We start from the raw sequence: 22,048 nt of genomic DNA, 5'->3' as shown, positions 1-22,048 counted from the left end.
CTCCGGTCGGCTAGGCGTCATCGACCCCGCCGAGCGCGGTGCGGACCTCGCCGACGATCGCCGCCATCGCCGCCTCGGCGGCGCGCGCGTCGCCGTCCGCGACCGCGTGCGCGACGGCCTCGTGCTGGTCCAGCGCCTCGGGGACGGGCGAGGCGGGCATGAGGCCCAGGTGCGTCCGGCCGCTCAGCACCGCGGCGACGACCCCGGCGAGCGCGCCGAACATCTCGTTGCCGCTCGCGCGGAGAAGGAGCTCGTGGAAGCGCACGTCGAGCGCGAGGAACTCCTCGAGGTCGCCGGCCTCGCCGAGCATCCGCATGCGGGCCGCCGCGGCCACGAGCTCGGCGCGCTCGTCGTCGGTCGCATGGACCGCGGCACCCGCCGCGGCGAGCGGCTCGACGGCGTGGCGCAGCTCGGTGAGCGTGCGGAGCTGCGGATCGCGGCCCGGTCCCTCGAGCCGCCAGCGGATGACGCGCGGGTCGAGCACGTTCCACTCCTCGATGCCGAGGACCACGAGCCCGACGCGCCGCCTGGACCGCACGAGGCCGAGCCCCTCGAGGAGCCGCATGACCTCGCGCGCGACGGTGCGCGAGACGCCGAACTCCGACCCGATCGATTCGAGCGTGAGCGGCGTGCCGGGCGGGACGTCGCCGCTGGTGATGCGACGACCCAGGGAGTCGAGCACGGTGGTGTGCAGGACCGTCGTCGCCATGCCTCGCAGCCTAGTGGCGGAGAATGGTGCTATCAATCACTTGCCAAAGGTGCTACCAATAGCCCAGAGTGGTGGCCAGCGACGACCACGACGGTCGTCGCCCGGGGAGAGGCCGGCACGGCGCCGACCCGCCCCGGACGCCCCGCCCGACACGGAAGTCGACACATGGACACGGACGTCAGCACCACCGATCGGCCCGACGACGCCGGACGCATCCCCCTGCCGCAGCACCTCGTCGTGATGGGCGTCGCCGGCTCGGGCAAGACCACCGTCGCGACCCTGCTCGCCCGGCACCTCGGCACCGAGTACGCCGAGGCCGACCAGTTCCACCCCGAGGCCAACATCGCCAAGATGAGCGCCGGGACGCCGCTCACCGACGAGGACCGCTGGCCGTGGCTCGAGGCGATCCGCGACTGGCTGAGCGCCGAGGCGGACGCCGGACGCTCGGGCGTCGTGACCTGCTCCGCGCTCAAGCGCTCCTACCGCGACCTGCTGCGCACCGCGCGCGGCCAGGTCTGCTTCGTCCACCTCGACGGCAGCCCCGAGCTCCTCGCCGAGCGCATGCAGCACCGCAGCGGCCACTTCATGCCCACCTCGCTCCTGCCCTCACAGCTCGCGACGCTCGAGCCCCTGGCCGACGACGAGCCCGGCTTCACGCTCGACGTCGCCTCCACGCCCGAGCAGATCGTGGACGAGATCCTCGCGCGCACGCGGCTGAGCAGCGCGCCCCGCGCCCGCTGAGCGCGCGGACCACCCGACCACCGACCCACACCGTCGACGGAGACACACCCATGCCCCCTGAGGACTGGACACAGACCCTGACCGCCGGACCGTTGCTCGCGATCGCCGCGGGCGCGATCGCGCTGCTGCTGTTCCTCATCATCAAGCTCAAGCTGCACGCGTTCCTCGCGCTCGTGCTCGTCAGCCTGCTCACCGCGGTCGTCGCGGGCATCCCCACGGGCTCGGTCGTCGAGGTGCTCACGGCCGGGTTCGGCACGACGCTCGCGACCGTCGCCCTGCTCGTCGGGCTGGGCGCGATGCTGGGCAGGCTCGTCGAGACGAGCGGCGGCGCGAAGGTGATGGCCGACTTCCTCATCGGGAAGTTCGGCGAGAAGCGCGCGCCGTTCGCGCTCGGCCTCGCGTCGCTCATCTTCGGCTTCCCGATCTTCTTCGACGCGGGCCTCGTCGTCATGCTGCCCATCGTGTTCTCCGTCGGCCGCCGGCTGGGTGGCTCCCTCCTGCTCTACGGGCTGCCCGTGGCGGGTGCGTTCTCCGTCATGCACATCTACGTGCCGCCGCACCCCGGACCCGTCGCCGCGACCGAGTTCCTCGGCGCGAACGTCGGCATCGTCATCCTCCTCGGGCTCGTCGTCGCGATCCCCACCTGGTACGTGACGAGCTACCTGTTCGGCCGCTACGTCGGGCGCCGCATCGAGCTACCCATCCCCACGATCCTCGGCGAGGCCGACGAGGACCAGCTCGAGAACCCGCCGAAGTTCGGCACCGTCGTCGCGATCCTCCTGCTCCCGCTCGTGCTGATCTTCGCCAACACCGGGCTCGACGCGCTCCGCGCCGCCGGGACCGTCGACGCGGAGAACCCGGCCGTGCAAACCCTGCGCGCCGTCGGGGCGACGCCGGTCGCGCTGCTCATCACGGTGCTCGTCGCGGCCTGGGTGCTGGGCCGACGACGCGGGGTCTCGGGGACGGCGCTGGAGAAGACCCTGGACTCCGCGCTCGGCCCGGTGTGCTCGGTCATCCTCATCACCGGCGCCGGCGGCATGTTCGGGGGCGTGCTGCGCGCGACCGGCATCGGTGACGCGCTCGCCGACGTGCTCGGCGACCTGGGGCTGCCGGTCATCGTGGCCGGGTTCCTCATCGCGGCGATCCTGCGCGTCGCGCAGGGGTCCGCGACCGTCGCGCTGACGACCGCCGCCGGGCTCATCGCCCCCGCCGTGGAGGCGGGCGGCTTCAACGCGATCGAGCTCGCCGCCGTCGTCGTGTCCGTGGCGGCGGGCTCCGTGGTGCTCAGTCATGTGAACGACTCCGGGTTCTGGCTGGTCGGCCGGTTCTTCGACATGGACGTCAAGACGACGCTCCGCACCTGGACGGTCATGGAGACCGCCATCGGCGTCATGGGCTTCGCCATCGCGGCGCTCGTCTTCGCCGTCGCATAGCGCGCGGCGCGCACCGCGAGGACCGCCCGGGCACGACACCCGGGCGGTCCACGTCGTCCTGGTCGTCAGCTCCGGTCGGCGAAGACCGGGGCGTAGGCGTCGCGGTCGGCGACCCAGGACTTCCGGCGGAAGCGCTGGAGCGCCAGGCCGAGGAGCGTGAGCAGCCCGGCCATCACGAGCAGGCCGAGGTCACCGCCCGCGCCGGTCGTGGCCAGGGCCGTCGGGCCCGACGCCGCGACGGGCGTCCCGACGGCCGTCGCCGTCGTGCCGCCGTTGCCGCCACCGACCGGGTTGAGCACGGGGATCACCGTGCCGTCCGTGCCGTCCCCGGTCCCCGGGTCAGCGGGGTCCGTGGGGTCGGTCGGGTCCGTGGGGTCGGTCGGGTCCGTGGGATCAGTGGGATCCGTCGGGTCCGTCGGGTCCGTGGGGTCCGTCGGGTCCGTCGGGTCCGTCGGGTCCGTGGGGTCCGTCGGGTCCGTGGGATCGGTCGGGTCCGTCGGGTCCGTCGGGACCGCCGCCGTCGGGCACGCGGCGGAGGCGTCACCCAGAACTCCCACGCTCACGCCGCAGACCGTGACGGGGACCGTCACCGGCAGATCGACGTCGAGGTCCGGCAGCGCGCCGAGCACGCCGTCGTCGCCCAGCACACCGTCGAGCAGCCCGTCGCCGCCCAGCAGGCCGTCGCCGCCGAGCGCGCCGTCGAGCAGCCCGTCGCCCAGGACACCGTCGCCGAGCAGGTCGGCTACGAGCCCGCCGTCGCCCAGGACGCCGTCGAGCAGACCCGAGCCGTCGGAGCCCGCTCCGCCGCCGGTGCTACCCCCGACCGTCGCGTCGCCGCCGATCCCGACCGCGACACCCGAGACGTTCACGGGGACCGTCACCGGCGCGTCGACGTCCACGTCGGGGCCGGACCCGGCCGTGCCGCCGTCGGCGCCGTCCGAGGCACCGTGGGCGGGGGCCGGAGGAACCACCGGGGCCGGCGTGACCGCGGCGTCGCCCAGGACGCCCACCGCGACGCCGGACACGTCCACGGGGACCGTCACCGGCACGTCGACGTCGACGTCCGCCGCGCCCGCGGGGGCGGGAGCCGGTGCAGGTGCGGGCGCCGGTTCCGGGGCTGCGGCCGGTGCCACGGCGGCGTCACCCAGGACGCCGACGGCGACGCCCGACACGTCCACGGGGACCGTCACCGGCACGTCCACGTCGATGTCCGCCGGACCCGCCGGGGCGGGCTCCGGAGCGGGCGCGGGCTCCGGCTCGGCGGCCGGCGCCGGGGGCGAGGTCACGGTCGCGTCGCCGAGAACGCCCACCGCGACGTCGGACACGGTCACGGGGACGTGCACGGGCACGTCCACCGACACGTCGGGCAGGACCTCGGTCACCTGGCTCAGCGGAGCCTCGACCGACACGTCCAGCCCGAGGTCGCCGAGGAGGTCGCCCTCGGCTGCGTGGGCCGCTCCGGCCCCGACGACCACGAGGCCGCCTGTGACGAGCGCTGTGCGCAGCGCGCGCCGAACGAAGGTGTGCATGATCGTTCTCTTTCCTGCTCAGAAGTGGTGGCGCACGACGGCGCCGGGTCGCGTCTGCCGCGCGACGCGCGGCGGCGGACCACCTCAGGCAGGAGAGACGGGGACCTCGAAGAACGTCGAGGGGTGCTTCGACCGAGCATCGTCGACGACGGCGGTCCAGGACGAGAGCGCGGGGGTGTCGGCGCCGTGGCCGACCGCCGCGAGGTCGCCGCCCGACCCGGCGCGCTGGGCGCTGCCGGAGGGCGCGGGCGTGGTGCCGAGGCCGCCGTCGGCGGGGACGCCGTCGGGCGTCGCGCTACCGCCCGGCGGCGCGACCGTACCCGGCGAGGCGTCGACCGCGGCGAGGCTGACCGCGCCGTCGAGCCCCGGGTGCGGCACGCCGGACCGGGCGCCGACCGATGCCGTCGGGCCCGCTCGGTCCGCACCGGACGCCGGTGCGGGCAGCAGCGCGCCGACCGTCGGGAGCGCCGCCGGCGGAGCCGCCTGGCCGAGGTCCGGAGCGCTCGGTACGGAGCCTCCCTGCTCCGCCGGGCCGGCCGGGCCCGGAGCCTCCGGGCCCGTCGCGGGCGTCTCCGGGAGCACGGGCGCGAGCGGGTCCAGCGGCGCGAGCGGCCCCGTGACGGGACCGAGCACCGGGTCGGTGACCGGCGCCAGCACGTCGAGGACCGGGGTGAGCGCCTCCAGGACGGGCGTGACCGGGTCGAGTGCCGGCGCCGCGGTCTCGAGCACGGGATTCACGACGGGAGCGACCGCCTCGACGACCGGCGTCGCGGCCGGCACGACCGCGTCGAGGACCGGCGTGGTCACGGGTGCGACGGCGTCGGTCACGGGCTGCACCACGGGCTCGACGGGCGCGACGACCTGCTCGACCACGGGAGCGACCGGCTCGACCACCTGCTCCACCACCGGGGCGACGGGCCGCACGGCCTCCTCGACCGCGGGAGCGGCGGGGGTCACGACCTTCTCGACGACCGGGGCGACCGGCTGGACGACGGGGCCGACGACATCGCGCACGACGGGCTTGACGACGTCCTGCACGACCGGGTCGACGACGGTCTGGACCGTCGAGGTCACGGGAGACAGGGCCTTGCCGAGACCGAGCGGGTCGTCCGCGGCGGACGCGCCGCCCGCGGTCGCGACGGCGAACGCGAGACCGGCGCCGAGACCGCCACCGGCGACGAGCGCACGCACCAACCAGCGACGGGCGGCTGGTGCGCGCCTGCCCTGCGCGTCGTGCGTCGCGTCCATCGTGTGCCCCGTGGGTCGTCGGTGCAGCGAAGGGGCGGGCCGGCAGGCCCGTCCGAGGTCACGGTAGGCATGCCGTGTGACGCTCACCACCGGGACGTCCGAATTCACCCGACGGTCGCCCCGAACACGAGGCCGAGCAGGTAGGTCGCCGCCGCCGCGCCGAAACCGATGGCGATCTGCCGCAGGGCGCGCGTGAGCGGCGAGGTCCCCGAGAGCAGGCCGACCGTGGCACCGGTCGCGAGGAGCGCGATCCCCACGAGGAGTGCGGCCACGCCCACGGCGACGAAGCCCGTGAGTCCCAGGAGGTAGGGCAGCACCGGGACGAGCGCGCCGGACGCGAAGAAGAGGAACGACGACACCGCCGCGCCGATCGCGGTCCCGTGCGTCTCGTGCTCGTCCGCGCGGGGCGGCGGGGCGATGACGGTCTGCTGCGTGTAGGTCGCGAGGACGTCGGCGGCGTGCTCCTCCGCCTCCGCCGGCGCCATGCCGCGTGCCCGGTAGACGAGCGCCAGCTCGTTCGCGTCCACGTCGAGGTCGGGAAGCGCGGCGGAGGCCTGCGGGCTGGGGGTCGAGGCGTCGAGCAGCTCGCGCTGCGACCGCACCGACACGTACTCCCCCGCACCCATGGACAGCGCGCCCGCGAGCAGGCCCGCGAGCCCGGACAGCAGGACCGTGCTGTTCGACGCCCCGGACGCCCCGATGCCGAGGATGAGCGCGAGGTTGGACACGAGCCCGTCGTTCGCGCCGAACACCGCGGCGCGGAACGTGCCGGACATCCGGTTGCGCCCGCGCGTCGCGAGCCCGCGCACGACCTCCTCGTGGATCCGCTCGTCCGCGGCCATCGTGGCGGTCGCGTCGGAGTCGGTGGCGTAGGTCGAGCGCGCCTCCGCCCGCTGGGCGAGGGCGAGCACGAACACGCCGCCGAAGCGGCGCGCGAGCCAGCCGAGCGTCCTCGTGCGCCAGTCGCCGCGCAGCGGCTTGCCGACGTCGTCGCCGAGCAGGTCGAGCCAGTGCTGCTCGTGCCGCCTCTCCGCGTCCGCGAGCGCCAGCAGGATGTCGCGCTCCTCCCCGCTCCGCCGGCTCGCGAGGTCGCGGTAGACGGCAGCCTCCGCACGCTCGTCGGCGAGGAACCGGCGCCACCGTCGCACCTCCTGCGGCGTCGGGGCGCCCCTTCCGGCGGACGACGAGCCGGGCAGTGGCGCCGCACCCGTCGGGACCCCCACCGGGGGTTCGGGAGGCGTGCCGGACGGCTGCGCGGGTGTCGTGGGCATGCCTCCATGATGGCGATCTCCGGCCTCGCCGTGTTGCGCGCGGCCGAACGAGGTCCCGGGGGTCTCCCCGACCCGCGTTCCGGGCGTCCCCAACCTCGGACCGGCCCCGTCGTCCACCGTCGTGGTTGGATCGGAGCATGACCACTGGAGAGAACGAGCTGTCCCGCCCCGAGGTCGACGCGCCGGAGGGCCCCGCGCCCACGGAGCTCGTCGTCGAGGACATCACCGTCGGCGACGGCCCCGAGGCCACGCCGGGCGCGACCGTGAACGTGCACTACCTCGGCGTCGAGTACGAGACGGGCGAGGAGTTCGACGCCTCGTGGAACCGCGGGCAGTCGATCAACTTCCCGCTGCGGAGTCTCATCGCGGGCTGGCAGCAGGGCATCCCCGGCATGAAGGTGGGCGGACGGCGCAAGCTCGTCGTGCCGCCGGAGCTCGCCTACGGGCCCGCGGGCGGCGGCCACCGCCTGTCCGGCAAGACGCTGATCTTCGTCATCGACCTGCTCGGCGTCTCCTGACCGACGCTCACCGCGGAGGGCCCTGGTCGTCGACCGGGGCCCTCCGTCGTCGTGCGCAGCCCTCCGGCGCCCGCTGCCGCGGCGTCAGCTCACGGGTCCGGGGCACGGAACCAGGTCAGCGTCCGGCTCCGGGGCGAGGGCCTCCTCGACGGGCTCCGGGCTCGCGGCGGGTACGGGCACCAGGGCGGCGTCCCGCTCCCGGCGGGCCGCCCGGAGGCGGACCACGGTGTCGACGAGGACGCCGAGGAGGATCCCGCCGACCACTCCCACCACGACCGCGAGGAGCGGGCTGTCGCCGACCCAGGCCGCGGCGAGCGTGCCGATGAGGACGGAGTAGGCGGCCCACGCCGCCGAGGCCACCGCGGAGAGCGCCATGAAGCGGCGGCGCGAGAAGCCCACGGCCCCCGCCGTCACGTTGACCGCCGTCCGCCCGACGGGCACGAACCGAGCGCCCAGCACGACGGACGCTCCACGCCGGTCGAGGGACCGCGTCGCCCACGCGACGGCGCGCTGACCGCGCGGGCCGCGCAGCGCCGGCAGCGCTCGCGTACCCAGCGCCTGCCCGAGCGCGTAGGCGAGCTGGTCCCCGCACCACGCGCCGAGCGCCGCGACGAGCAGCACGAGGCCCCACGCGACGCCTCCGCCGGACTGGGCGCCGACCGCGAGCATGACGATCACCGTCTCGCCGGGGATCGGCGGGAAGAACCCGTCGCCGGCGGTCGTCGCGAAGAGCGTCGGCAGCGCCCACACGGAGTCGACGAGCGCGAGCAACCACGCCTCGACCTGTCCCCACAGCTCCACGACCCACGCGACCATGCGTCCAGCCTCGACCGGACGCCCGCCCGCCACCATGGGGTATCCCCCCGGTTCTCCCCTGAGGCGACCCCGACCCCGCGCCCGCGGACACGTGGTCCCACGACGCTCCGGTCCGGGGGACAATGTGGCCCGACGCATTCGCCTCCCCGCGCCGCAGCCGGCGGGCGGGGACGTCCGTGATCGAGGAGCGCTGTGATCACTGTCAGCACCGACGGCTCGTGCCTGAGCAACCCGGGCGGCGCTATCGGGTGGGCGTGGATCAACCACGACGGCACGTTCGACTCCGGCGGCGCCGTGAGCGGGACCAACCAGGTCGCCGAGCTGACCGCGCTGCTCCAGGCGGTCCGCGCGCACCCGGGCGCGGAGCCGCTGCTCATCGAGTCCGACTCGCAGTACGCCATCAAGTGCGCGTCCGAGTGGGTCGTCGCCTGGAAGCGCAAGGGGTGGCGCACCGCGGGCGGCCAGCCCGTGAAGAACCTCGAGCTCGTGCAGGCGATCGACCGGGTCATCACCGAGCGCGCGGGACCGGTGCGGTTCCGCTGGGTGCGCGGCCATGTCGGCGACCCGTTCAACGAGCGCGCCGACCAGCTCGCCGGACTCGCAGCCCAGGACTGGGCCGCCGGACGCGGCGACCTCGACGGCACTCTCGTCCCCGAGCTCGGCGACCCCACGCGACCGGTCGGCCGGGTGCCCGCGACCGCACCCGCCGCGTCTCACGCCTCGGCGCCGAAGCAATCGGTGCCCGAGCCGACGTGGGACATGGACACCCTGTTCGACTGACGCGGCCCTCGCCGGGCACGACCTGGGTCTCGCTGTCGCGTGGACGACGACACCGAGGCCGTGCTCGACGCCGCTCGACGTCGTGCTCGGCCGTCGGCGGCGGGTGCGACGATGGTCCGGTGACCGTCCTTCCGAGCTCGGGCCCAGCGTCCGCCGAGCACGTGGTCGGCGAGCCGCTCGTCCGGCGGGTCCGGTCGGACCGACCCCTGGACCTGCACCTCACGCTCGGTCGGCTCTCCCGCGGGCCGTACGACCCGACGTTCCGCCGCACGCCGTCCGGGGACGTCTGGCGCACGACGCGGATGCCCGCCGGCCCCGCGACCTGCCGCCTCGCGCAGACCGGGCCGCGCGACGTCGTCGGGCACGCCTGGGGACCGGGGGCGCAGGAGGCGCTCGACGCCCTCCCCCACCTGCTGGGCGAGCACGACGACGACACCGGCTTCACCCCGCCCGCGCCCCTGCGCGACGCGCACCGGCGCAGCACCGGGCTGCGCATCCCCCGCACCGGGCGCGTGCTGGAGGCGCTCGTCCCCGCGATCCTCGAGCAGCGCGTCCAGACGGTCGCCGCGTGGCGGTCGTGGGGCTGGCTCCTGCGCCGGTACGGCGAGCGCGCGCCCGGTCCTGCGGGCGAGGCCGGGATGCTCGTCGTGCCCGACGCCGCCACGTGGGCGCGCGTGCCGTCGTGGGACTGGCACCGGGCGAACGTCGACCCGGGTCGCGCGCGGACGGTCGTCGCGGCGGCGCGCGTCGCCCGCCGTCTGGAGGAGTGCGGCGCGCTGCTCGACGCCTGGGGCGCCGCCGCGGCGCACGCCCGGCTCCAGGCGGTCCCGGGCGTGGGCGTGTGGACCGCGGCCGAGGTCGCGCAGCGGGCTCTCGGCGACGCCGACGCCGTGTCCGTGGGCGACTACCACCTCGCCAAGGCGGTCGGTTGGGCGCTCGTCGGCGAGCGCGTCGACGACGAGCGCATGCTCGAGCTCCTCGCGCCCTACTCCCCGCACCGCTACCGCGTCGTCCGGCTCCTGGAGATCTCCGGCAGGGCGCACGCCCCGCGCCGCGGGCCGCGGCTCTCGATCCAGGACCACCGCCCCAACTGACGTCCACGCACCTCGCTGAGTGCATGAAGAAGTCGCCGGAACGTGCCGTTCCGGCGACTCTCTCATGCACCCACGGGTTACTCCGGGAGCGCGCAGGCCCCGTCGACGCAGACCGCGGCGTCGTCCGCGCCCACGAGCGTGAGCGGCGGTGCGCTCTCGCGGTGCGGGGCGGCCGCGTCTGCGGCGCTCACGCTCATGAGCGTGGTGCGGCGCGGGTTCGCGATGGAGTGGTAGACGTTCGTCGTGGTGTCGGTCATCTGAGGCCTCCTCGTGGGAATCACGGGCGCCGGTGCACGTGTGGAGCCGGCGTCGGTGCGGGCTGCGTCCCAGTCTCGGTGATACCGAGTCGCAGGTCCACCGCACCGGGTGTGAGATACGTCGCTCTCCGAACCTGGTCTCGCAGAGCGGACCGGTCAGGCGGCGTCGCGCTCGGCGACGGCCTGCCGGAGCACCTGGACGAAGACCGCGGGGTCCTGGGCGCCCGAGACCCCGTACCGGCCGTCGACGACGAAGAACGGCACCCCGTTGATCCCGTAGGCGCGCGCCTGGTCGATGTCGGCCTGCACGTCCTCGGCGTAGCGGCCGTCCTCGAGGGCGGCGACGACCTCGGCGCGGTCGAGCCCGACCTCGGCCGCGAGGTCCGCGAGCTCCTCGACCCGGCCCACGTGCCGGCCCTCCTCGAAGTACGCCTTGAGGAGGCGCTCCTTCATCTCCACCTGCTTGCCGTGCGCCTTCGCGTGGTGCAGCAGCTCGTGAGCGGTGAGCGTCTTGGTGTGCTGGAGCGCGTCGAAGTCGTAGGACAGTCCCTCGGCGGCCGCGAGCTGCGTCATCTGGGCGAGCATCTGCTCGACCTGCGCGCGGGGCATGCCCTTGTGCCCCGCGAGGAAGTCCACCTCGGTGCCGTCGAAGTCGACCGGGGTGTCCGGCGCGAGCTCGAACGAGTGGTACTCGATCTCGACCTGCGGGCCGTCACCGGCCTCGGCGAGACGCCCGAGCGCCGTCTCGAGGCGCCGCTTGCCGACGTAGCACCAGGGGCACGCGACGTCGGACCAGATGTCGATCTTCACCGTGGCGGCCGGCGTTCCCGGCGCGGCGGGGCTGTTCGTGGTCATGTGACCGTTCAACCATCTGGACCACCGCACGATTCCCCGACGCGCGACGGTCACCCCGTGACGTGCGCCGCGCGGTAGAGGTCCTGCAGCACCATGATCTCCGCGCCGTGGTGGATGAGCTCGCGGTTCATGTGCGCGACGAGGTGGACGAACGGCGCCTGGGCGTCGATCTCCGTCGCCTGGCTGAGCCCGACGGTGAACGCCCCCTCGTCCGGCAGCGCGTCGACGCCCGCACGCCACCGGTCCACCTCCTGCCGCAGCCCTGCGACCGCGGGACCCACCTCCCCCGAGAACACCACCGCGTCGCGACGGCGCTCGTGGGGCCCGAACGTCCACTCCCACCGCTCGAAGAAGGCCTCGGTGAGGTGCGCGACGAGCCACGCGATCGTCCGTGGCTGCGGCGAGTCCGGTCCTTCGGGCCACTCCATGACCCACTCGCCCGCCCCGAGCGTCCGCGGAGAGCGCTCGGTACCGCGCCGCACGACGCGCAGCGCGTCCGGGCCGGGCTCCCACTCGAGCTCCGCCTGGGTGAGGGTCGCGAGCCGTTCCGCGACCTCGAGCCACGAGAACCCGAGCTGGCCGCGCACGACCGCGAGCGCGGTCGGGACCGTGAGGATCGTCCAGTCGAACTCCGGGCTCCCGTACGCGATCTCCCCGTCCGCCGCCTCGTGCACCATCCGGCTCCCCCCTCCGGCGGCGCCGTCGCCGCCCGTCGTCTCGGTACCGACGCTAACGGGGACCACCGACGCCGGCGCGCGAGAATGGGATCGACCGCCCCGCCCCTGACCCCCGGAGTCCCCGTGCGCGTCCGCCCCCGCACCGTCCTGCTCGTCGCGACCGGGATCGCCGTCGTCCTGCTCGGCGCCCTCGTCGTGTTCCTGGCGATCAACGGGGTCGACGGCGTCCCCGGCTGACCCGGCCGACGCGCGCTCCGGGCGTCGCGGGGTGATCCTGCTGGAGGACCCCACCAGGAAGGCCGACCCGTGACCGCGAACGACACCTCCCCCGACCCGCAGCTCGTCCTCGTGCGCCACGGCGAGACCGAGTGGAGCGCGAGCGGCCGCCACACCGGGCGTTCCGACATCCCGCTCACGGTCGCGGGCGAGCAGCAGGCCGTCGCTGCCGGCGTGTGGCTGCAGCGGTGGGCCGACCGCCGGGGACGACGCCCCGCCGTCGTGCTCTCGAGCCCGCGCCAGCGCGCGCGACGCACCGCCGACCTCGCCGGCTTCCCGGACGCGCAGACCGACGACGACCTCGCCGAGTGGGACTACGGTCCCGTCGACGGGAGGACCGCCGTCGACGTCGGCGAGCAGCTCGGCCACGAGTGGCTGATCTTCCGGGACGGGGTCAACGTCCTGTCCGCCGCGAACGGGCACCGCGGCGAGGAGCTCGCCGACGTGGCGGCCCGGGCGGCGCGCGTGGTCGGGCGTGTCGAGCCCACGCTGCAGAGCGGCGACGACGTCGTCCTGTTCGCGCACGGGCACCTGCTGCGCGTCCTCGCGACCGTGTGGCTCGGCGTCGACCCGGGCCTGGGCGCGCGGCTCGAGCTCGGCACGGCCGCGATCTGCCTGCTGGGGTACGGGCACGGGCTGCGGACGGTCGAGGGCTGGAACCTCTCGGCGCTCCCCTGAGCACGCGCCGGCCGGGACCGGTCCGGGGTCGGACGGCGCAGAGGCAGGAGGACCGACGAACCGCGGGACGACCTCCCCGTGCGGACCGCGAGGTGGCACCATGCTCCGCATGGGTCTGAGCGAGAAGCACCTCACCGAGGGCGAGCACGTCGTCATGGAGCTCAAGGAGCACGCGAAGGCGCTGTTCTGGCCGTTCGTGCTGCTGGTCGTGCTCGTCGCCGCCGTCGTCGTGACGGTCGTGCTGGTCCCGAACGACGCCGTGCGCTGGGTCGTCGCGGGCGTCGCCCTGGTCGCGGCGGTGGTCTGGGTCTTCGTGCCCTGGCTGCGGTGGCGGACTACGGAGTACACGGTGACCACCAAGCGCATCGCGATGCGCTCGGGCATCATCACGCGCACCGGGCGGGACATCCCGCTGTACCGCATCAACGACGTGAACTACGAGAAGGGCCCGATCGACCGCCTCTTCGGCTGCGGGACGCTCGTCATCTCGGACGCGACCGACAAGCCGGGCCTAAACCTGCACGACGTGCCCGACGTCGAGAACGTCCAGGTCCGCCTGCACGACCTGCTCTTCACCGCCGACGACGGGTCCGACGACGGCGAGTGGCCGCCGAACGAGCCGCCGCGCGGTCCGCGCGCGCCCCGCATCCCCCGCGCGGAGCGCTGACGCCTCAGTCCTCGATCCGGCGTCCGGCCGCGACCTCGGCGCGGGCCCGCATCTCGTCGCTGAGCGTGACGTCTCCCTCGAGGTGCGCGGCGAGGAGACGCCGCGCGACACCCGCCGCACGCTCGGGGTCCGTGCCGCGCCCGTTCCACGCCCCGAACCAGTCGGCGAGGGTCACCCCGTGCTCGGGCCGGTAGCAGACCGTGACCGTGTCCCCGGCCTGCAGCTCGCCGTTGCGCACGACCCGCAGGTACGCGCCCGTCCGGTTCGCGACCGTGAAGCGCTTGACCCACCGGTCCTCGCCGAGCCGCCGCGCGAACGTCGAGCACGGCGTGCGGGGCTGCGTCACCTCGAGCAGCGCGCTGCCCACGGACCAGCGCTCGCCCACGACGGCCGCGCTCACGGGGATGCCCCGCACGCGCAGGTTCTCGCCGAACAGGCCCGGCGGGATCTCGCGCTCGAGCTGCCCGACCCACCAGTCGGTGTCGTCCTGCCCGTACGCGTACACCGCCTGCTCCTCGCCGCCGTGGTTGGCACGGTCGGCCTGGAGGTCGGCGTAGAGGCCGAGGCGTCGCACCTTCACGGGCCCGTCGACCGGCCGCTTGTCGATCGCCGTGACGCCGACCGGCCCCGCGTCAGGCAGGAGCGCGTGCACGCGGCACACCGCGAGGACCTCGCCCGTCGGGGCGCTCGAGGCGAGGTCGGTCACGGGCGCGGTGCCGGGGGCCACGGGCAGGTCGGTCGGCGAGACGGGCGGTGCGGCGGGAGGCATCCCTCGATTCTCGCAGCGCGCGACCCGAGCAGCACAGGGTTTCGGGGGACCAAGGTCTCGGGACCGCTCCGGCCCCGCACAGGTAGCGTCGTCGGCATGAGCGCCACACGTCCCTCGCGCTGGGAGCAGAGGACCGCCGCCGACCCGTCCCACTCCACCTGGTACGTCGAACGCTTCCGGGCGATGGCGGCCCGCGGCGCCGACCTCGCGGGCGAGGCGCGGCTGGTCGACGCCATGCTGCCCCGCGGCTCGCGGGTGCTCGACGCCGGGTGCGGGCCGGGACGCGTCGGCGCGGAGCTGTTCGCACGCGGCCACGTGGTCGTCGGGGTCGACGTCGACCCCGTCCTCGTCGAGGCCGCGCGCGCCGACCACCCGGGACCGGACTGGCGCGTGGGCGACCTCGCCGAGCTCGACCTGCCCGCCGAGGGCGTCGCCGAGCCGTTCGACGCGATCGTGTGCGCGGGCAACGTCATGACGTTCCTCGCGCCCGGGACCGAGGTCGAGGTCCTGCGCCGCTTCCGTGCGCACCTCGCCCCGGACGGTCGCGCCGTCGTCGGCTTCGGCACCGGGCGCGGCTACGCGCCCGAGCGGTTCCTGGCCGACGCCGCGGAGGCGGGGCTGCGCCTCGACGTCGCCCTCGCGACGTGGGACCTGCGCCCCTGGTCGCCGGAGGCCGACTTCCTCGTCGCCGTGCTCGCCGCCGCCGACGGCTGACGGCTCGGACCCGTCGTACGGGTCAGGCAGGCGTGAACGTGAACGTGACCGCCCCGCTCGAGCTGCCCGGCTCTCCCTCCACGTCGTCGACGTGGAGCATGCCCGCGCCGTGCAGGTCGATCGTGTCCCCGAGATCCGCCCGCAGGACGTCCTCGCCGCGCGGCGAGCGGACCGCGAGCTGCGCGAGCGCGCGCCCCGCGCCGACGCCGACGCGCATCACGCCCACCCGCACGTCGGCGAACTCCGCCTGTGCTCCCTGCGGGACGCGCGCCCGGCGCACCTCGTCGTTGCCTGCCATGCGTCAGCCTCCCGTGTAGACCGAGTCGAAGTTCTCCTTGTACTCCTGCTCGGTGAGCCAGAGGTCGCCGACCTTCTGCTCGCCGTCGAGCATGCCGCCGCCGGGTCCCCACGGGTTGACGACGTGGATCTTCAGCTCGCCGTCGACCTCCTTGACCTCGGTGACGACGTACGCGTGGTTGGGGACGATGCGGCTGTCGTCCACCTCGTCCTCCCAGAACCAGAACGCGTCGTCGTCCTCCGTGCCCACGGCGACGGGCCCGTCCTTCAGCCGGTCCTGGATGTCGGAGAGGCTGAGCTCGCCCGACCGCTCGGCGGGGCGGCCCGTGATGGCCTCGAACGCGTCGTCGGAGTGCCCGCCGTCGATGTCCTGGTAGTCGCCGCCGAAGTACTCGGCCGCCGCCTTCTCGTAGATCGACACCCAGTTCGGCTCGCCGTTCTGGCCGCCGACGCCGTTCTCCGGCACGGTCGGCTCCACGACGATCTCGACGGGCTCGCCGTCCTTGTACATCGTCACGGTGTACGTGCCGTCGTCGTTGAGCCGGATGTGCTCGCGCAGGAAGTTGGGGTCGGTCGTCGTGACCGCGCCCAGGCCGGCGAGGAACCAGCAGTCGCCGACCTGGCCCTGGTTGATGTCGTCGAGCGAGAAGTCCTCGTTCTCGAGGTCGATCGGCGGGACGTCCTCGTAGTCGCCGAGGTCGTCGGTGAGGTCCGGGTCGCCGGGCCGGTCGCCGTCCTCGCCCGGCGTGCTGCGGTCACCGCCGCCTCCGCCCGGCCCGCCCCCGCCCGGACCACCGACCCCGTCGGTGCTCGCGCTCTCCTGCTGGTCCGCCTGGCGCACGACGGCGGTCGCCGCGTCGCCGAGGACCGCCCCGACGGCCGCGACGGCCGGGCCGTGCGACGTCGACCACTCTCCGCGCAGCGCGTCGCCGTCCGGCCCCTCCCAGGGGCTCGACGTCACGAGCGCGTCGAGCTCGCCGCGCAGCGACGCCAGCCTGTCGGCGGCCTCGGACAACCGCTGTCCGAGCTGTCGCAGCTGTGCGACGTCCGCCCCGTACATCCCGCTCATGTCTCCCCCTCGCCCGCAGGTCGCCGAGACGGTACCGCCGTACGCCCCCGCGGGTCCATGGGTCGTGCTCCCCATCCACGCGGTGGCCCCACGTCCGACCGCGCGTCCGACCGCGCTGGTAGCGTCCCCCGCGGACGCGCACGCGACGACCGAGGGGGACCATGACGGAGCAGGCCACGACACGGCGCGAGGGCGCGACCACGCCGGCCGCGGGGGCGGTGCTCGTCCTGGCTGCCCTCGCCACGCTCGCCGCGTGCGGCGCCGACGACCCGGCCCAGCCGCCGCCGGCGCCGGACGCCGTCGCGGAGTACGAGCAGACCCGGCAGGACGTCCTCGCGGCCGTCCAGGACGTCTACGGCACGGACGGCTGGGCCGACGACGACGAGAACGCCACGGCGACGGCGCAGGACGACGGCCGCTGCGTCGTCTTCCTCCCCGACGCGAGCGCCGCACGCGCGGACGCCGAGGCCTACGACCTGCTCGCCGACGTCCCCGACGCGCTCGCCCCGGTGCTCGACGAGCACGGGTTCGGCGAGCCGTCCGACGTCGTCGAGGCGGAGCACGGCGGGACCGCCTCCGTCGAGGCCGAGGACCCGGCGGGGTGGTCGGTGCGCGTGACCGCCGACGGCGACCTGGTCCGCCTCGACGTGTCCGGCCCGGTCGACCTCGACCCGTGCGACGGGGCCGGGCTGCCGGAGCTCGGCTGAGCCGTGCCGTCGTACCGCGTGACCCTCGCCGTGGGACTGCTGCGCCCGGGCGTCGACCCCGAGGCCGTGCTGCCCGCCGCCGCGGCGGCGGCGCGGGCCCTCACCACGGTGGAGGCGTACGACGTCGGCGTGGTGCGCGGCGAGGCCCGCGTCACGGTCCGCTTCCTCGCCGACACGGACGCCGCCGCGCACACGGTCGCCGACGCGGTGGAGGCCGGCGTGCGCGCGCTCGCCGCGACGTCGGGCGGCCGGCTGACCCGCCGGTGGGGAGCGCGCTGGCACCCGGCCTGACCGAGGCACCTCCCGCCGCGCGACGTGGGCGCGGGACCGGTTCAATGGACGGACCTGTCGTCGACGCCGGGGAGGCGCACCCGTGGCCACGAGGACCGGGCTGTTCCGCCGCAAGTCCGTGGAGGACTCGCTCGCGGCGATCGACGACCCCGAGCGCTCGCTCAAGCGCAGCCTGACGTCGTGGGACCTCGCGGTCCTGGGGGTCGCGGTCGCGGTCGGCGCGGGCATCTTCTCCGTCGGCGCGACGGCCGCCGCCAACTATGCCGGACCGAGCGTCATCGTCTCGTTCGTCATCGCGTCGATCGTGTGCGCGCTGGCCGTCATGTGCTACGCCGAGTTCGCGTCGGCGATCCCCGTCGCCGGGTCGGCGTACACCTTCTCCTACGCGACCATGGGCGAGCTCGTCGCGTGGATCATCGGGTGGGACCTCATCCTCGAGATGCTGCTCGCATCGGCCGTCATCGCGAAGTTCTGGGGCGTGTACCTGGGCGACGCGTTCGGGCTCTTCGGCCTCGACCTGCCGCTGAGCATCCCGCTCGGGCCCGTCGACCTCGAGTGGGGACCGGTGTTCATCGTCGCGGTGTTCACCACGCTGCTGGCGATCGGCACCAAGCTCAGCACGCGCGTCAACAGCGTGTTCACGGTCATCAAGGTGGGCATCACGCTGTTCGTCATCGTCGTCGGCTTCTTCTTCGTCGACGCGTCGAACTACTCGCCGTTCCTGCCGCCCGCCCGGCCCGCGCCGGAGCGGTCGGCGCTCGAGCAGCCGCTCGTCGGCTTCCTCACGGGGCTCGAGCCGACGACGTACGGCGTCATGGGCCTGCTCGCGGGCGCGGCGCTCGTGTTCTTCGCGTTCATCGGGTTCGACGTCGTCGCGACGACGGCCGAGGAGGCCAAGGACCCGCAGCGCACGCTCCCGCGCGGCATCCTCGGCGGCCTCGCGATCGTCACGGTCCTGTACATCCTCGTGACGCTCGTCGTGACGGGCATGGTGTCGTACACCGAGCTCGCGGAGTCCGACGCGCCGTCGCTCACGACCGCGTTCGTCCTCGTGGGCGCCGACTGGGCCGGGCGCGTGATCTCCGTGGGCATCCTCGTCGGGCTGACGACGGTGATCATGGTGCTGCTCCTCGGCCTCACGCGGGTCGTGTTCGCGATGAGCCGCGACGGGCTCCTCCCGCGCGGCATCTCCCGGACCTCGCACCGGTACCACACACCGGTCCGTCTCCAGGTGGGGGTGGGCGTCGTCGTGGCGCTCATCGCCGGGCTCTCCCAGGTGGAGCTGCTCGAGGAGATGATCAACATCGGGACGCTCTCCGCGTTCGTGCTCGTGAGCTTCGGCATCCCGATCCTGCGCCGCTCGCGGCCGGACCTGCAGCGCTCGTTCAGGGTGCCGTGGTCGCCCGTGCTGCCGATCGTGTCCGGCGTCGCGTGCCTGTGGCTCATGGCCAACCTCACGACGCTCACGTGGCTCCGGTTCCTCGGGTGGGTCGTCGTGGGCCTCGTCATCTACGCGTCCTACGGCTACCGGCACTCGGTCGCGGCCCGCGACACCCTGAAGGGCGACGTCGCCGCGTAGGTACAGTGGGCGCGCATGAGCGCCACCGGCACAGGAACCGGCACCGAGATCACCGCCGACCTCGTCCGCGAGGCGCTGGCGGAGCAGCACCCCGACCTCGCCGGGTTGCCGGTCCGCGCGGTCGCGGGCGGCTGGGGCAACCAGATGTGGCGGCTCGGTGACGACCTGGCCGTGCGGGTGCAGCGCATGGACCCGACGCCGGAGCTCCAGCTCAAGGAGCGACGGTGGCTGCCCGTGCTCGCCCCGCGCCTGCCGCTCCCCGTCCCCACGCCCGTGCGGCACGGGGAGCCGTCCGCGCGCCTCCCCCGGCACTGGACGGTGATGACGTGGGTGCCCGGCGAGCCGCTGGACCACGGCGCCATCACGCGGGGCGCGCACGCCGCCGAGGCGCTGGCGGGCTTCCTCCGGTCGCTGCACGTCCCGGCACCGGCCGACGCGCCGGCGTCGGCGGACCGGGGCGCCCATCCCCGGGACAGCACGGACGGCTTCGAGGGATTCCTCCGCGCGGTCGCGCCCGGTGACGCGGCCGCCGTCCGGTCCGTCTGGGCAGACGCCGTCGCGGCCGACGCGTGGGAGGGACCGCCCGTGTGGGTGCACGGCGACCTCCACCCCGCGAACGTCGTCGTCGCGGACGGCACGCTCGCGGGCGTCGTCGACTTCGGCGACCTGTTCGCGGGCGACCCGGCGTGGGACCTCGCCGCCGCCTGGGTGCTCCTGCCTGCCGGCACGGCAGCGCGGTTCTTTGGCGCCTACGCGCGCGCCGACGACGCGACGGTCCGGCGCGCCCGTGGGCTGGCGGCGCTCAAGGCCCTCTTCCTCCTGCTCATGGGGCAGAACGGCGACCGCGGCCTGCCCGGCGGCAAGGCCCACTGGGGGCCCGCGGGCCGGGCGGCGCTCGACCGCGTCCTGGCAGGCTGACGACTCCGCAGGCGGCGCCTGCCCGTGCGTGACCCGCCGCGTCGCGGGCGACGTCCGCTGCCGCGGCTCTCCGGGCTCGGCACCCGGGTCGCACAGAACCTACGCAACCGTAGGTTACGGTGGCGTAGTGAACACTCTGGCGACGAGGCCGTGGACCGGCCGTTACGCCCCCGGCGTCCCGACGGACGTCGAGGTCCCCGACGAGCCGGTCACGGCCGCCCTCTACCGCGCTGCCGAGCGCTGGCCGGACCGCGTCGCGGTCGACTTCTTCGGCGCGACCACGACCTACGCCCGGCTCGTCGCGCAGGTCGAGCGTGCCGCGAGCGCCCTGCACGACCTGGGCGTGCGCCGCGGCGACCGCGTCGCGCTCGTGCTGCCCAACGGCACGTCGCACGTCGTCGCGTTCTACGCCGTCCAGCGCCTCGGCGCGGTCGTCGTCGAGCACAACCCCACGTACACCGCCGACGAGCTCGCCCACCAGCTCGCCGACTCCGGCGCGAGCGTCGCCGTGGTGTGGACCAAGACCGTCCCCGCCGTGCTCGAGGCCCGCGCGCACGCGACCGGCCTGCGCTCCGTCGTCGGGCTCGACATCGCGCGCGACCTGCCCCGCGGGAGCCGCCTCGCGCTCCGCCTGCCCGTGGCCCGCGCGCGGGCCCAGCGCGACGCGCTGCGCGGCCGCGTCCCCGCCGGCGTGCCCGACTGGCACGACCTCGTCCGGCGCGCCCGAGCCCTCCCGCCGGCGCTCCCCCACCCGGGGGCCGACGACGTCGCGCTCCTGCAGTACACCGGCGGCACCACGGGCACGCCCAAGGGTGCCGTGCTGACGCACCGCAACCTCGTCGCGAACGTCGTGCAGGGCCAGGCCTGGGCGGGCTTCGCCGAGGGCGCCGAGACGGTCTACGGCGTGCTGCCCTTCTTCCACGCGTTCGGGTTGACGTTCTGCCTCACGCTGCCCGCGCGCATCGGCGCGACGCTCGTCGCGTTCCCCAAGTTCGACCCGCAGGCGTTCGTCGCCGCGCAGGCGCGCCGTCCCGCCACGTTCCTCCCGGGTGTCGCGCCCATGTTCGACCGCATCGTCACCGCCGCCGCGGACGCGCCCGGGGCGGGCTCCGACCTCACCTCGATCCGCCTCGCGTTCGCGGGCGCCATGCCCATCACCGCCGAGACCGCGCAGCGCTGGGAGGACGCCACCGGCGGGCTGCTCATCGAGGGCTACGGCATGACCGAGACGTCGCCGATCTCGCTCGGCAACCCGTGCTCCGACGACCGGAGGCCCGGAACCCTCGGGCTGCCCTTCCCCAGCACGGACATCCGCGTCGTCGACGCGGACGCGCTCGACGCGGGCGCGCTCCGCGACGCCGAGCCGTCCGACGACGGCGCGCGCACCGTGCGCGGGGAGCTGCTCGTGCGCGGCCCGCAGGTGTTCCGCGGCTACTGGAACCGGCCCGAGGAGACCGCGCACCAGCTGCTCGACGACGGCTGGCTGCGCACCGGCGACGTCGTGCGCGTCGCGCTCGACGGTCCCGACGCCGGCCTCGTCACGCTCGTCGACCGCATCAAGGAGATGATCGTCACGGGCGGGTTCAAGGTGTACCCGTCCCAGGTGGAGGACCACCTGCGCGCGATGCCGGGCGTCCGGGACGTCGCCGTCGTGGGCGTGCCGGGCAGCGGCTCGGACGAGCACGTCGCCGCCGTCGTCGTGCTCGACGACACGGACGACGCCGCCTCGCCGCCACGCGTCGACCTCGCCGCCGTGCGCGAGTGGGGCGAGAAGCGCCTCGCCCGCTACGCCCTGCCGCGCACCCTCGCCGTCGTGCCGGAGCTGCCGCGCTCCCAGATCGGCAAGGTCCTGCGCCGCGTCGTCCGCGAGGACCTCCTCGGTCGCGACGACGTCGAGCACCACTGCGCCTGACCGCCCCGCCCCCCCGCCCCCAGGGGACCGCGGCCACGCGAGATAGAACCCTGGTCGGTCGAAGTAGAACTGCGGCCACGCGAGATAGAACCCTGGTCACACGAGGTAGAACCCTGGTCATGCGGGACCTGCGGTCACCCGGGTGAGTGAGGACCAGGGCGAGACGACGCCGGGCGGGGTGGGTGGTGGTGCCGCGTCGTGGCGGGCCTGGCGGGAGCCGCGAGGAACGAGCGGCGGATGGTA

The 22,048-nt window shown here is 74.9% G+C and carries 24 protein-coding genes; 13 read left to right on the top strand and 11 right to left on the bottom strand.

The window, feature by feature from the left end:
* Nucleotides 1-10: 10 nt before the first annotated feature.
* Entirely contained in the window at nucleotides 11-709 is a 699-nt protein-coding gene (locus JN535_RS16430; RefSeq protein ID WP_205206696.1) for a FadR/GntR family transcriptional regulator, read from the bottom strand.
* A 165-nt stretch (nucleotides 710-874) separates the two neighbouring features.
* Between JN535_RS16430 and JN535_RS16425 the strand changes: the two genes are divergently transcribed.
* On the top strand, nucleotides 875-1,450 hold the full coding sequence (locus JN535_RS16425) for a gluconokinase (protein WP_205206694.1): 576 nt from the start codon (nucleotides 875-877) through the stop codon (nucleotides 1,448-1,450).
* A gap of 50 nt (nucleotides 1,451-1,500) precedes the next feature.
* Nucleotides 1,501-2,883: a GntP family permease gene (locus tag JN535_RS16420; RefSeq protein ID WP_205206692.1), complete on the top strand. Its 1,383-nt coding sequence runs from the start codon at nucleotides 1,501-1,503 to the stop codon at nucleotides 2,881-2,883.
* A gap of 65 nt (nucleotides 2,884-2,948) precedes the next feature.
* Here JN535_RS16420 and JN535_RS20910 read toward each other — a convergent pair whose 3' ends face one another.
* The 3 genes from JN535_RS20910 to JN535_RS16405 all read right to left on the bottom strand — a co-directional run bounded on the left by JN535_RS20910 (nucleotide 2,949) and on the right by JN535_RS16405 (nucleotide 6,931).
* Entirely contained in the window at nucleotides 2,949-4,412 is a 1,464-nt protein-coding gene (locus tag JN535_RS20910) for a hypothetical protein (protein WP_240201324.1), read from the bottom strand.
* An 84-nt stretch (nucleotides 4,413-4,496) separates the two neighbouring features.
* On the bottom strand, nucleotides 4,497-5,660 hold the full coding sequence (locus JN535_RS16410; RefSeq protein WP_205206690.1) for a hypothetical protein: 1,164 nt from the start codon (nucleotides 5,658-5,660) through the stop codon (nucleotides 4,497-4,499).
* Between the two features lie 104 nt (nucleotides 5,661-5,764).
* Complete coding sequence (locus JN535_RS16405; protein ID WP_205206688.1) at nucleotides 5,765-6,931, bottom strand: VIT1/CCC1 transporter family protein; 1,167 nt, start codon at nucleotides 6,929-6,931, stop codon at nucleotides 5,765-5,767.
* Between the two features lie 137 nt (nucleotides 6,932-7,068).
* Here JN535_RS16405 and JN535_RS16400 point away from each other — a divergent pair, with 137 nt between their 5' ends.
* Entirely contained in the window at nucleotides 7,069-7,449 is a 381-nt protein-coding gene (locus tag JN535_RS16400) for an FKBP-type peptidyl-prolyl cis-trans isomerase (RefSeq protein WP_087470098.1), read from the top strand.
* Nucleotides 7,450-7,533: 84 nt separating this feature from the next.
* Here JN535_RS16400 and JN535_RS16395 read toward each other — a convergent pair whose 3' ends face one another.
* Nucleotides 7,534-8,265, bottom strand: a complete 732-nt coding sequence (locus tag JN535_RS16395) for a DedA family protein (protein ID WP_205206686.1) — start codon at nucleotides 8,263-8,265, stop codon at nucleotides 7,534-7,536.
* Nucleotides 8,266-8,457: 192 nt separating this feature from the next.
* On the opposite strand from JN535_RS16395, the gene JN535_RS16390 reads away from it, so the two are divergent.
* The gene (locus JN535_RS16390; RefSeq protein WP_205206684.1) at nucleotides 8,458-9,045 is read left to right on the top strand and encodes a ribonuclease H family protein; all 588 of its coding nucleotides are present in this window, start codon (nucleotides 8,458-8,460) and stop codon (nucleotides 9,043-9,045) included.
* Nucleotides 9,046-9,164: 119 nt separating this feature from the next.
* A complete protein-coding gene (locus JN535_RS16385) occupies nucleotides 9,165-10,139 on the top strand; it encodes a DNA-3-methyladenine glycosylase family protein (RefSeq protein ID WP_307868840.1) in 975 nt (324 codons plus the stop codon).
* 77 nt (nucleotides 10,140-10,216) lie between these two features.
* Here the strand turns inward: JN535_RS16385 and JN535_RS16380 are convergent, their stop codons facing one another.
* From JN535_RS16380 to JN535_RS16370, 3 genes are all read right to left on the bottom strand, one after another.
* On the bottom strand, nucleotides 10,217-10,396 hold the full coding sequence (locus tag JN535_RS16380; RefSeq protein ID WP_205206682.1) for a hypothetical protein: 180 nt from the start codon (nucleotides 10,394-10,396) through the stop codon (nucleotides 10,217-10,219).
* 156 nt (nucleotides 10,397-10,552) lie between these two features.
* The gene (locus JN535_RS16375) at nucleotides 10,553-11,251 is read right to left on the bottom strand and encodes a DsbA family oxidoreductase (RefSeq protein WP_205206680.1); all 699 of its coding nucleotides are present in this window, start codon (nucleotides 11,249-11,251) and stop codon (nucleotides 10,553-10,555) included.
* A 50-nt stretch (nucleotides 11,252-11,301) separates the two neighbouring features.
* A complete protein-coding gene (locus tag JN535_RS16370; RefSeq protein ID WP_205206679.1) occupies nucleotides 11,302-11,928 on the bottom strand; it encodes a DinB family protein in 627 nt (208 codons plus the stop codon).
* 306 nt (nucleotides 11,929-12,234) lie between these two features.
* Between JN535_RS16370 and JN535_RS16365 the strand changes: the two genes are divergently transcribed.
* Nucleotides 12,235-12,882, top strand: coding sequence for a histidine phosphatase family protein (locus JN535_RS16365; protein ID WP_205206677.1), 648 nt, complete (start codon nucleotides 12,235-12,237; stop codon nucleotides 12,880-12,882).
* 109 nt (nucleotides 12,883-12,991) lie between these two features.
* Nucleotides 12,992-13,549 (top strand): PH domain-containing protein, encoded by a 558-nt coding sequence (locus JN535_RS16360; protein ID WP_205206676.1) that lies wholly within the window; start codon nucleotides 12,992-12,994, stop codon nucleotides 13,547-13,549.
* 4 nt (nucleotides 13,550-13,553) lie between these two features.
* Here JN535_RS16360 and JN535_RS16355 read toward each other — a convergent pair whose 3' ends face one another.
* The gene (locus JN535_RS16355; RefSeq protein ID WP_205206675.1) at nucleotides 13,554-14,318 is read right to left on the bottom strand and encodes an MOSC domain-containing protein; all 765 of its coding nucleotides are present in this window, start codon (nucleotides 14,316-14,318) and stop codon (nucleotides 13,554-13,556) included.
* Nucleotides 14,319-14,414: 96 nt separating this feature from the next.
* Between JN535_RS16355 and JN535_RS16350 the strand changes: the two genes are divergently transcribed.
* Entirely contained in the window at nucleotides 14,415-15,032 is a 618-nt protein-coding gene (locus JN535_RS16350) for a class I SAM-dependent methyltransferase (protein ID WP_205206673.1), read from the top strand.
* 22 nt (nucleotides 15,033-15,054) lie between these two features.
* Here JN535_RS16350 and JN535_RS16345 read toward each other — a convergent pair whose 3' ends face one another.
* Nucleotides 15,055-15,330 (bottom strand): hypothetical protein, encoded by a 276-nt coding sequence (locus JN535_RS16345; RefSeq protein ID WP_205206671.1) that lies wholly within the window; start codon nucleotides 15,328-15,330, stop codon nucleotides 15,055-15,057.
* Nucleotides 15,331-15,333: 3 nt separating this feature from the next.
* Nucleotides 15,334-16,398 carry a C2 family cysteine protease gene (locus JN535_RS16340; protein WP_205206669.1) on the bottom strand — a complete coding sequence of 355 codons (1,065 nt, stop codon included), beginning with the start codon at nucleotides 16,396-16,398 and terminating at the stop codon, nucleotides 15,334-15,336.
* Nucleotides 16,399-16,559: 161 nt separating this feature from the next.
* On the opposite strand from JN535_RS16340, the gene JN535_RS16335 reads away from it, so the two are divergent.
* The 5 genes from JN535_RS16335 to JN535_RS16315 all read left to right on the top strand — a co-directional run bounded on the left by JN535_RS16335 (nucleotide 16,560) and on the right by JN535_RS16315 (nucleotide 21,805).
* Entirely contained in the window at nucleotides 16,560-17,105 is a 546-nt protein-coding gene (locus JN535_RS16335; protein ID WP_205206667.1) for a hypothetical protein, read from the top strand.
* Between the two features lie 3 nt (nucleotides 17,106-17,108).
* Nucleotides 17,109-17,396 (top strand): hypothetical protein, encoded by a 288-nt coding sequence (locus JN535_RS16330; RefSeq protein WP_205206666.1) that lies wholly within the window; start codon nucleotides 17,109-17,111, stop codon nucleotides 17,394-17,396.
* Between the two features lie 82 nt (nucleotides 17,397-17,478).
* Nucleotides 17,479-18,975 (top strand): amino acid permease, encoded by a 1,497-nt coding sequence (locus JN535_RS16325; RefSeq protein ID WP_205206665.1) that lies wholly within the window; start codon nucleotides 17,479-17,481, stop codon nucleotides 18,973-18,975.
* Between the two features lie 15 nt (nucleotides 18,976-18,990).
* Nucleotides 18,991-19,893, top strand: a complete 903-nt coding sequence (locus tag JN535_RS16320; RefSeq protein ID WP_205206664.1) for a phosphotransferase — start codon at nucleotides 18,991-18,993, stop codon at nucleotides 19,891-19,893.
* 127 nt (nucleotides 19,894-20,020) lie between these two features.
* Nucleotides 20,021-21,805, top strand: coding sequence for an AMP-binding protein (locus JN535_RS16315; protein ID WP_205206663.1), 1,785 nt, complete (start codon nucleotides 20,021-20,023; stop codon nucleotides 21,803-21,805).
* Nucleotides 21,806-22,048: the final 243 nt, after the last annotated feature.

The sequence above is a fragment of the Cellulosimicrobium cellulans genome (genome assembly GCF_016921195.1).
GTDB lineage: Bacteria > Actinomycetota > Actinomycetes > Actinomycetales > Cellulomonadaceae > Cellulosimicrobium > Cellulosimicrobium cellulans_F.
The sequence above is the reverse complement of the archived record's forward strand: the minus strand, read 5'-3'. Positions and strand labels throughout refer to the sequence as shown.

Excerpts from the sequence above, each read along its gene's own strand:
- JN535_RS16425 (WP_205206694.1), top strand. The coding sequence starts at position 875 with ATGGACACGGACGTCAGCACCACCGATCGGCCCGACGACGCCGGACGC.
- JN535_RS16350 (WP_205206673.1), top strand. The coding sequence starts at position 14,415 with ATGAGCGCCACACGTCCCTCGCGCTGGGAGCAGAGGACCGCCGCCGAC.
- JN535_RS16355 (WP_205206675.1), bottom strand. The coding sequence starts at position 14,318 with ATGCCTCCCGCCGCACCGCCCGTCTCGCCGACCGACCTGCCCGTGGCC.
- JN535_RS16420 (WP_205206692.1), top strand. The coding sequence starts at position 1,501 with ATGCCCCCTGAGGACTGGACACAGACCCTGACCGCCGGACCGTTGCTC.
- JN535_RS16375 (WP_205206680.1), bottom strand. The coding sequence starts at position 11,251 with ATGACCACGAACAGCCCCGCCGCGCCGGGAACGCCGGCCGCCACGGTG.
- JN535_RS20910 (WP_240201324.1), bottom strand. The coding sequence starts at position 4,412 with ATGCACACCTTCGTTCGGCGCGCGCTGCGCACAGCGCTCGTCACAGGC.
- JN535_RS16345 (WP_205206671.1), bottom strand. The coding sequence starts at position 15,330 with ATGGCAGGCAACGACGAGGTGCGCCGGGCGCGCGTCCCGCAGGGAGCA.
- JN535_RS16430 (WP_205206696.1), bottom strand. The coding sequence starts at position 709 with ATGGCGACGACGGTCCTGCACACCACCGTGCTCGACTCCCTGGGTCGT.
- JN535_RS16370 (WP_205206679.1), bottom strand. The coding sequence starts at position 11,928 with ATGGTGCACGAGGCGGCGGACGGGGAGATCGCGTACGGGAGCCCGGAG.
- JN535_RS16320 (WP_205206664.1), top strand. The coding sequence starts at position 18,991 with ATGAGCGCCACCGGCACAGGAACCGGCACCGAGATCACCGCCGACCTC.
- JN535_RS16410 (WP_205206690.1), bottom strand. The coding sequence starts at position 5,660 with ATGGACGCGACGCACGACGCGCAGGGCAGGCGCGCACCAGCCGCCCGT.
- JN535_RS16400 (WP_087470098.1), top strand. The coding sequence starts at position 7,069 with ATGACCACTGGAGAGAACGAGCTGTCCCGCCCCGAGGTCGACGCGCCG.
- JN535_RS16340 (WP_205206669.1), bottom strand. The coding sequence starts at position 16,398 with ATGAGCGGGATGTACGGGGCGGACGTCGCACAGCTGCGACAGCTCGGA.
- JN535_RS16405 (WP_205206688.1), bottom strand. The coding sequence starts at position 6,931 with ATGCCCACGACACCCGCGCAGCCGTCCGGCACGCCTCCCGAACCCCCG.
- JN535_RS16380 (WP_205206682.1), bottom strand. The coding sequence starts at position 10,396 with ATGACCGACACCACGACGAACGTCTACCACTCCATCGCGAACCCGCGC.
- JN535_RS16360 (WP_205206676.1), top strand. The coding sequence starts at position 12,992 with ATGGGTCTGAGCGAGAAGCACCTCACCGAGGGCGAGCACGTCGTCATG.
- JN535_RS16335 (WP_205206667.1), top strand. The coding sequence starts at position 16,560 with ATGACGGAGCAGGCCACGACACGGCGCGAGGGCGCGACCACGCCGGCC.
- JN535_RS16395 (WP_205206686.1), bottom strand. The coding sequence starts at position 8,265 with ATGGTCGCGTGGGTCGTGGAGCTGTGGGGACAGGTCGAGGCGTGGTTG.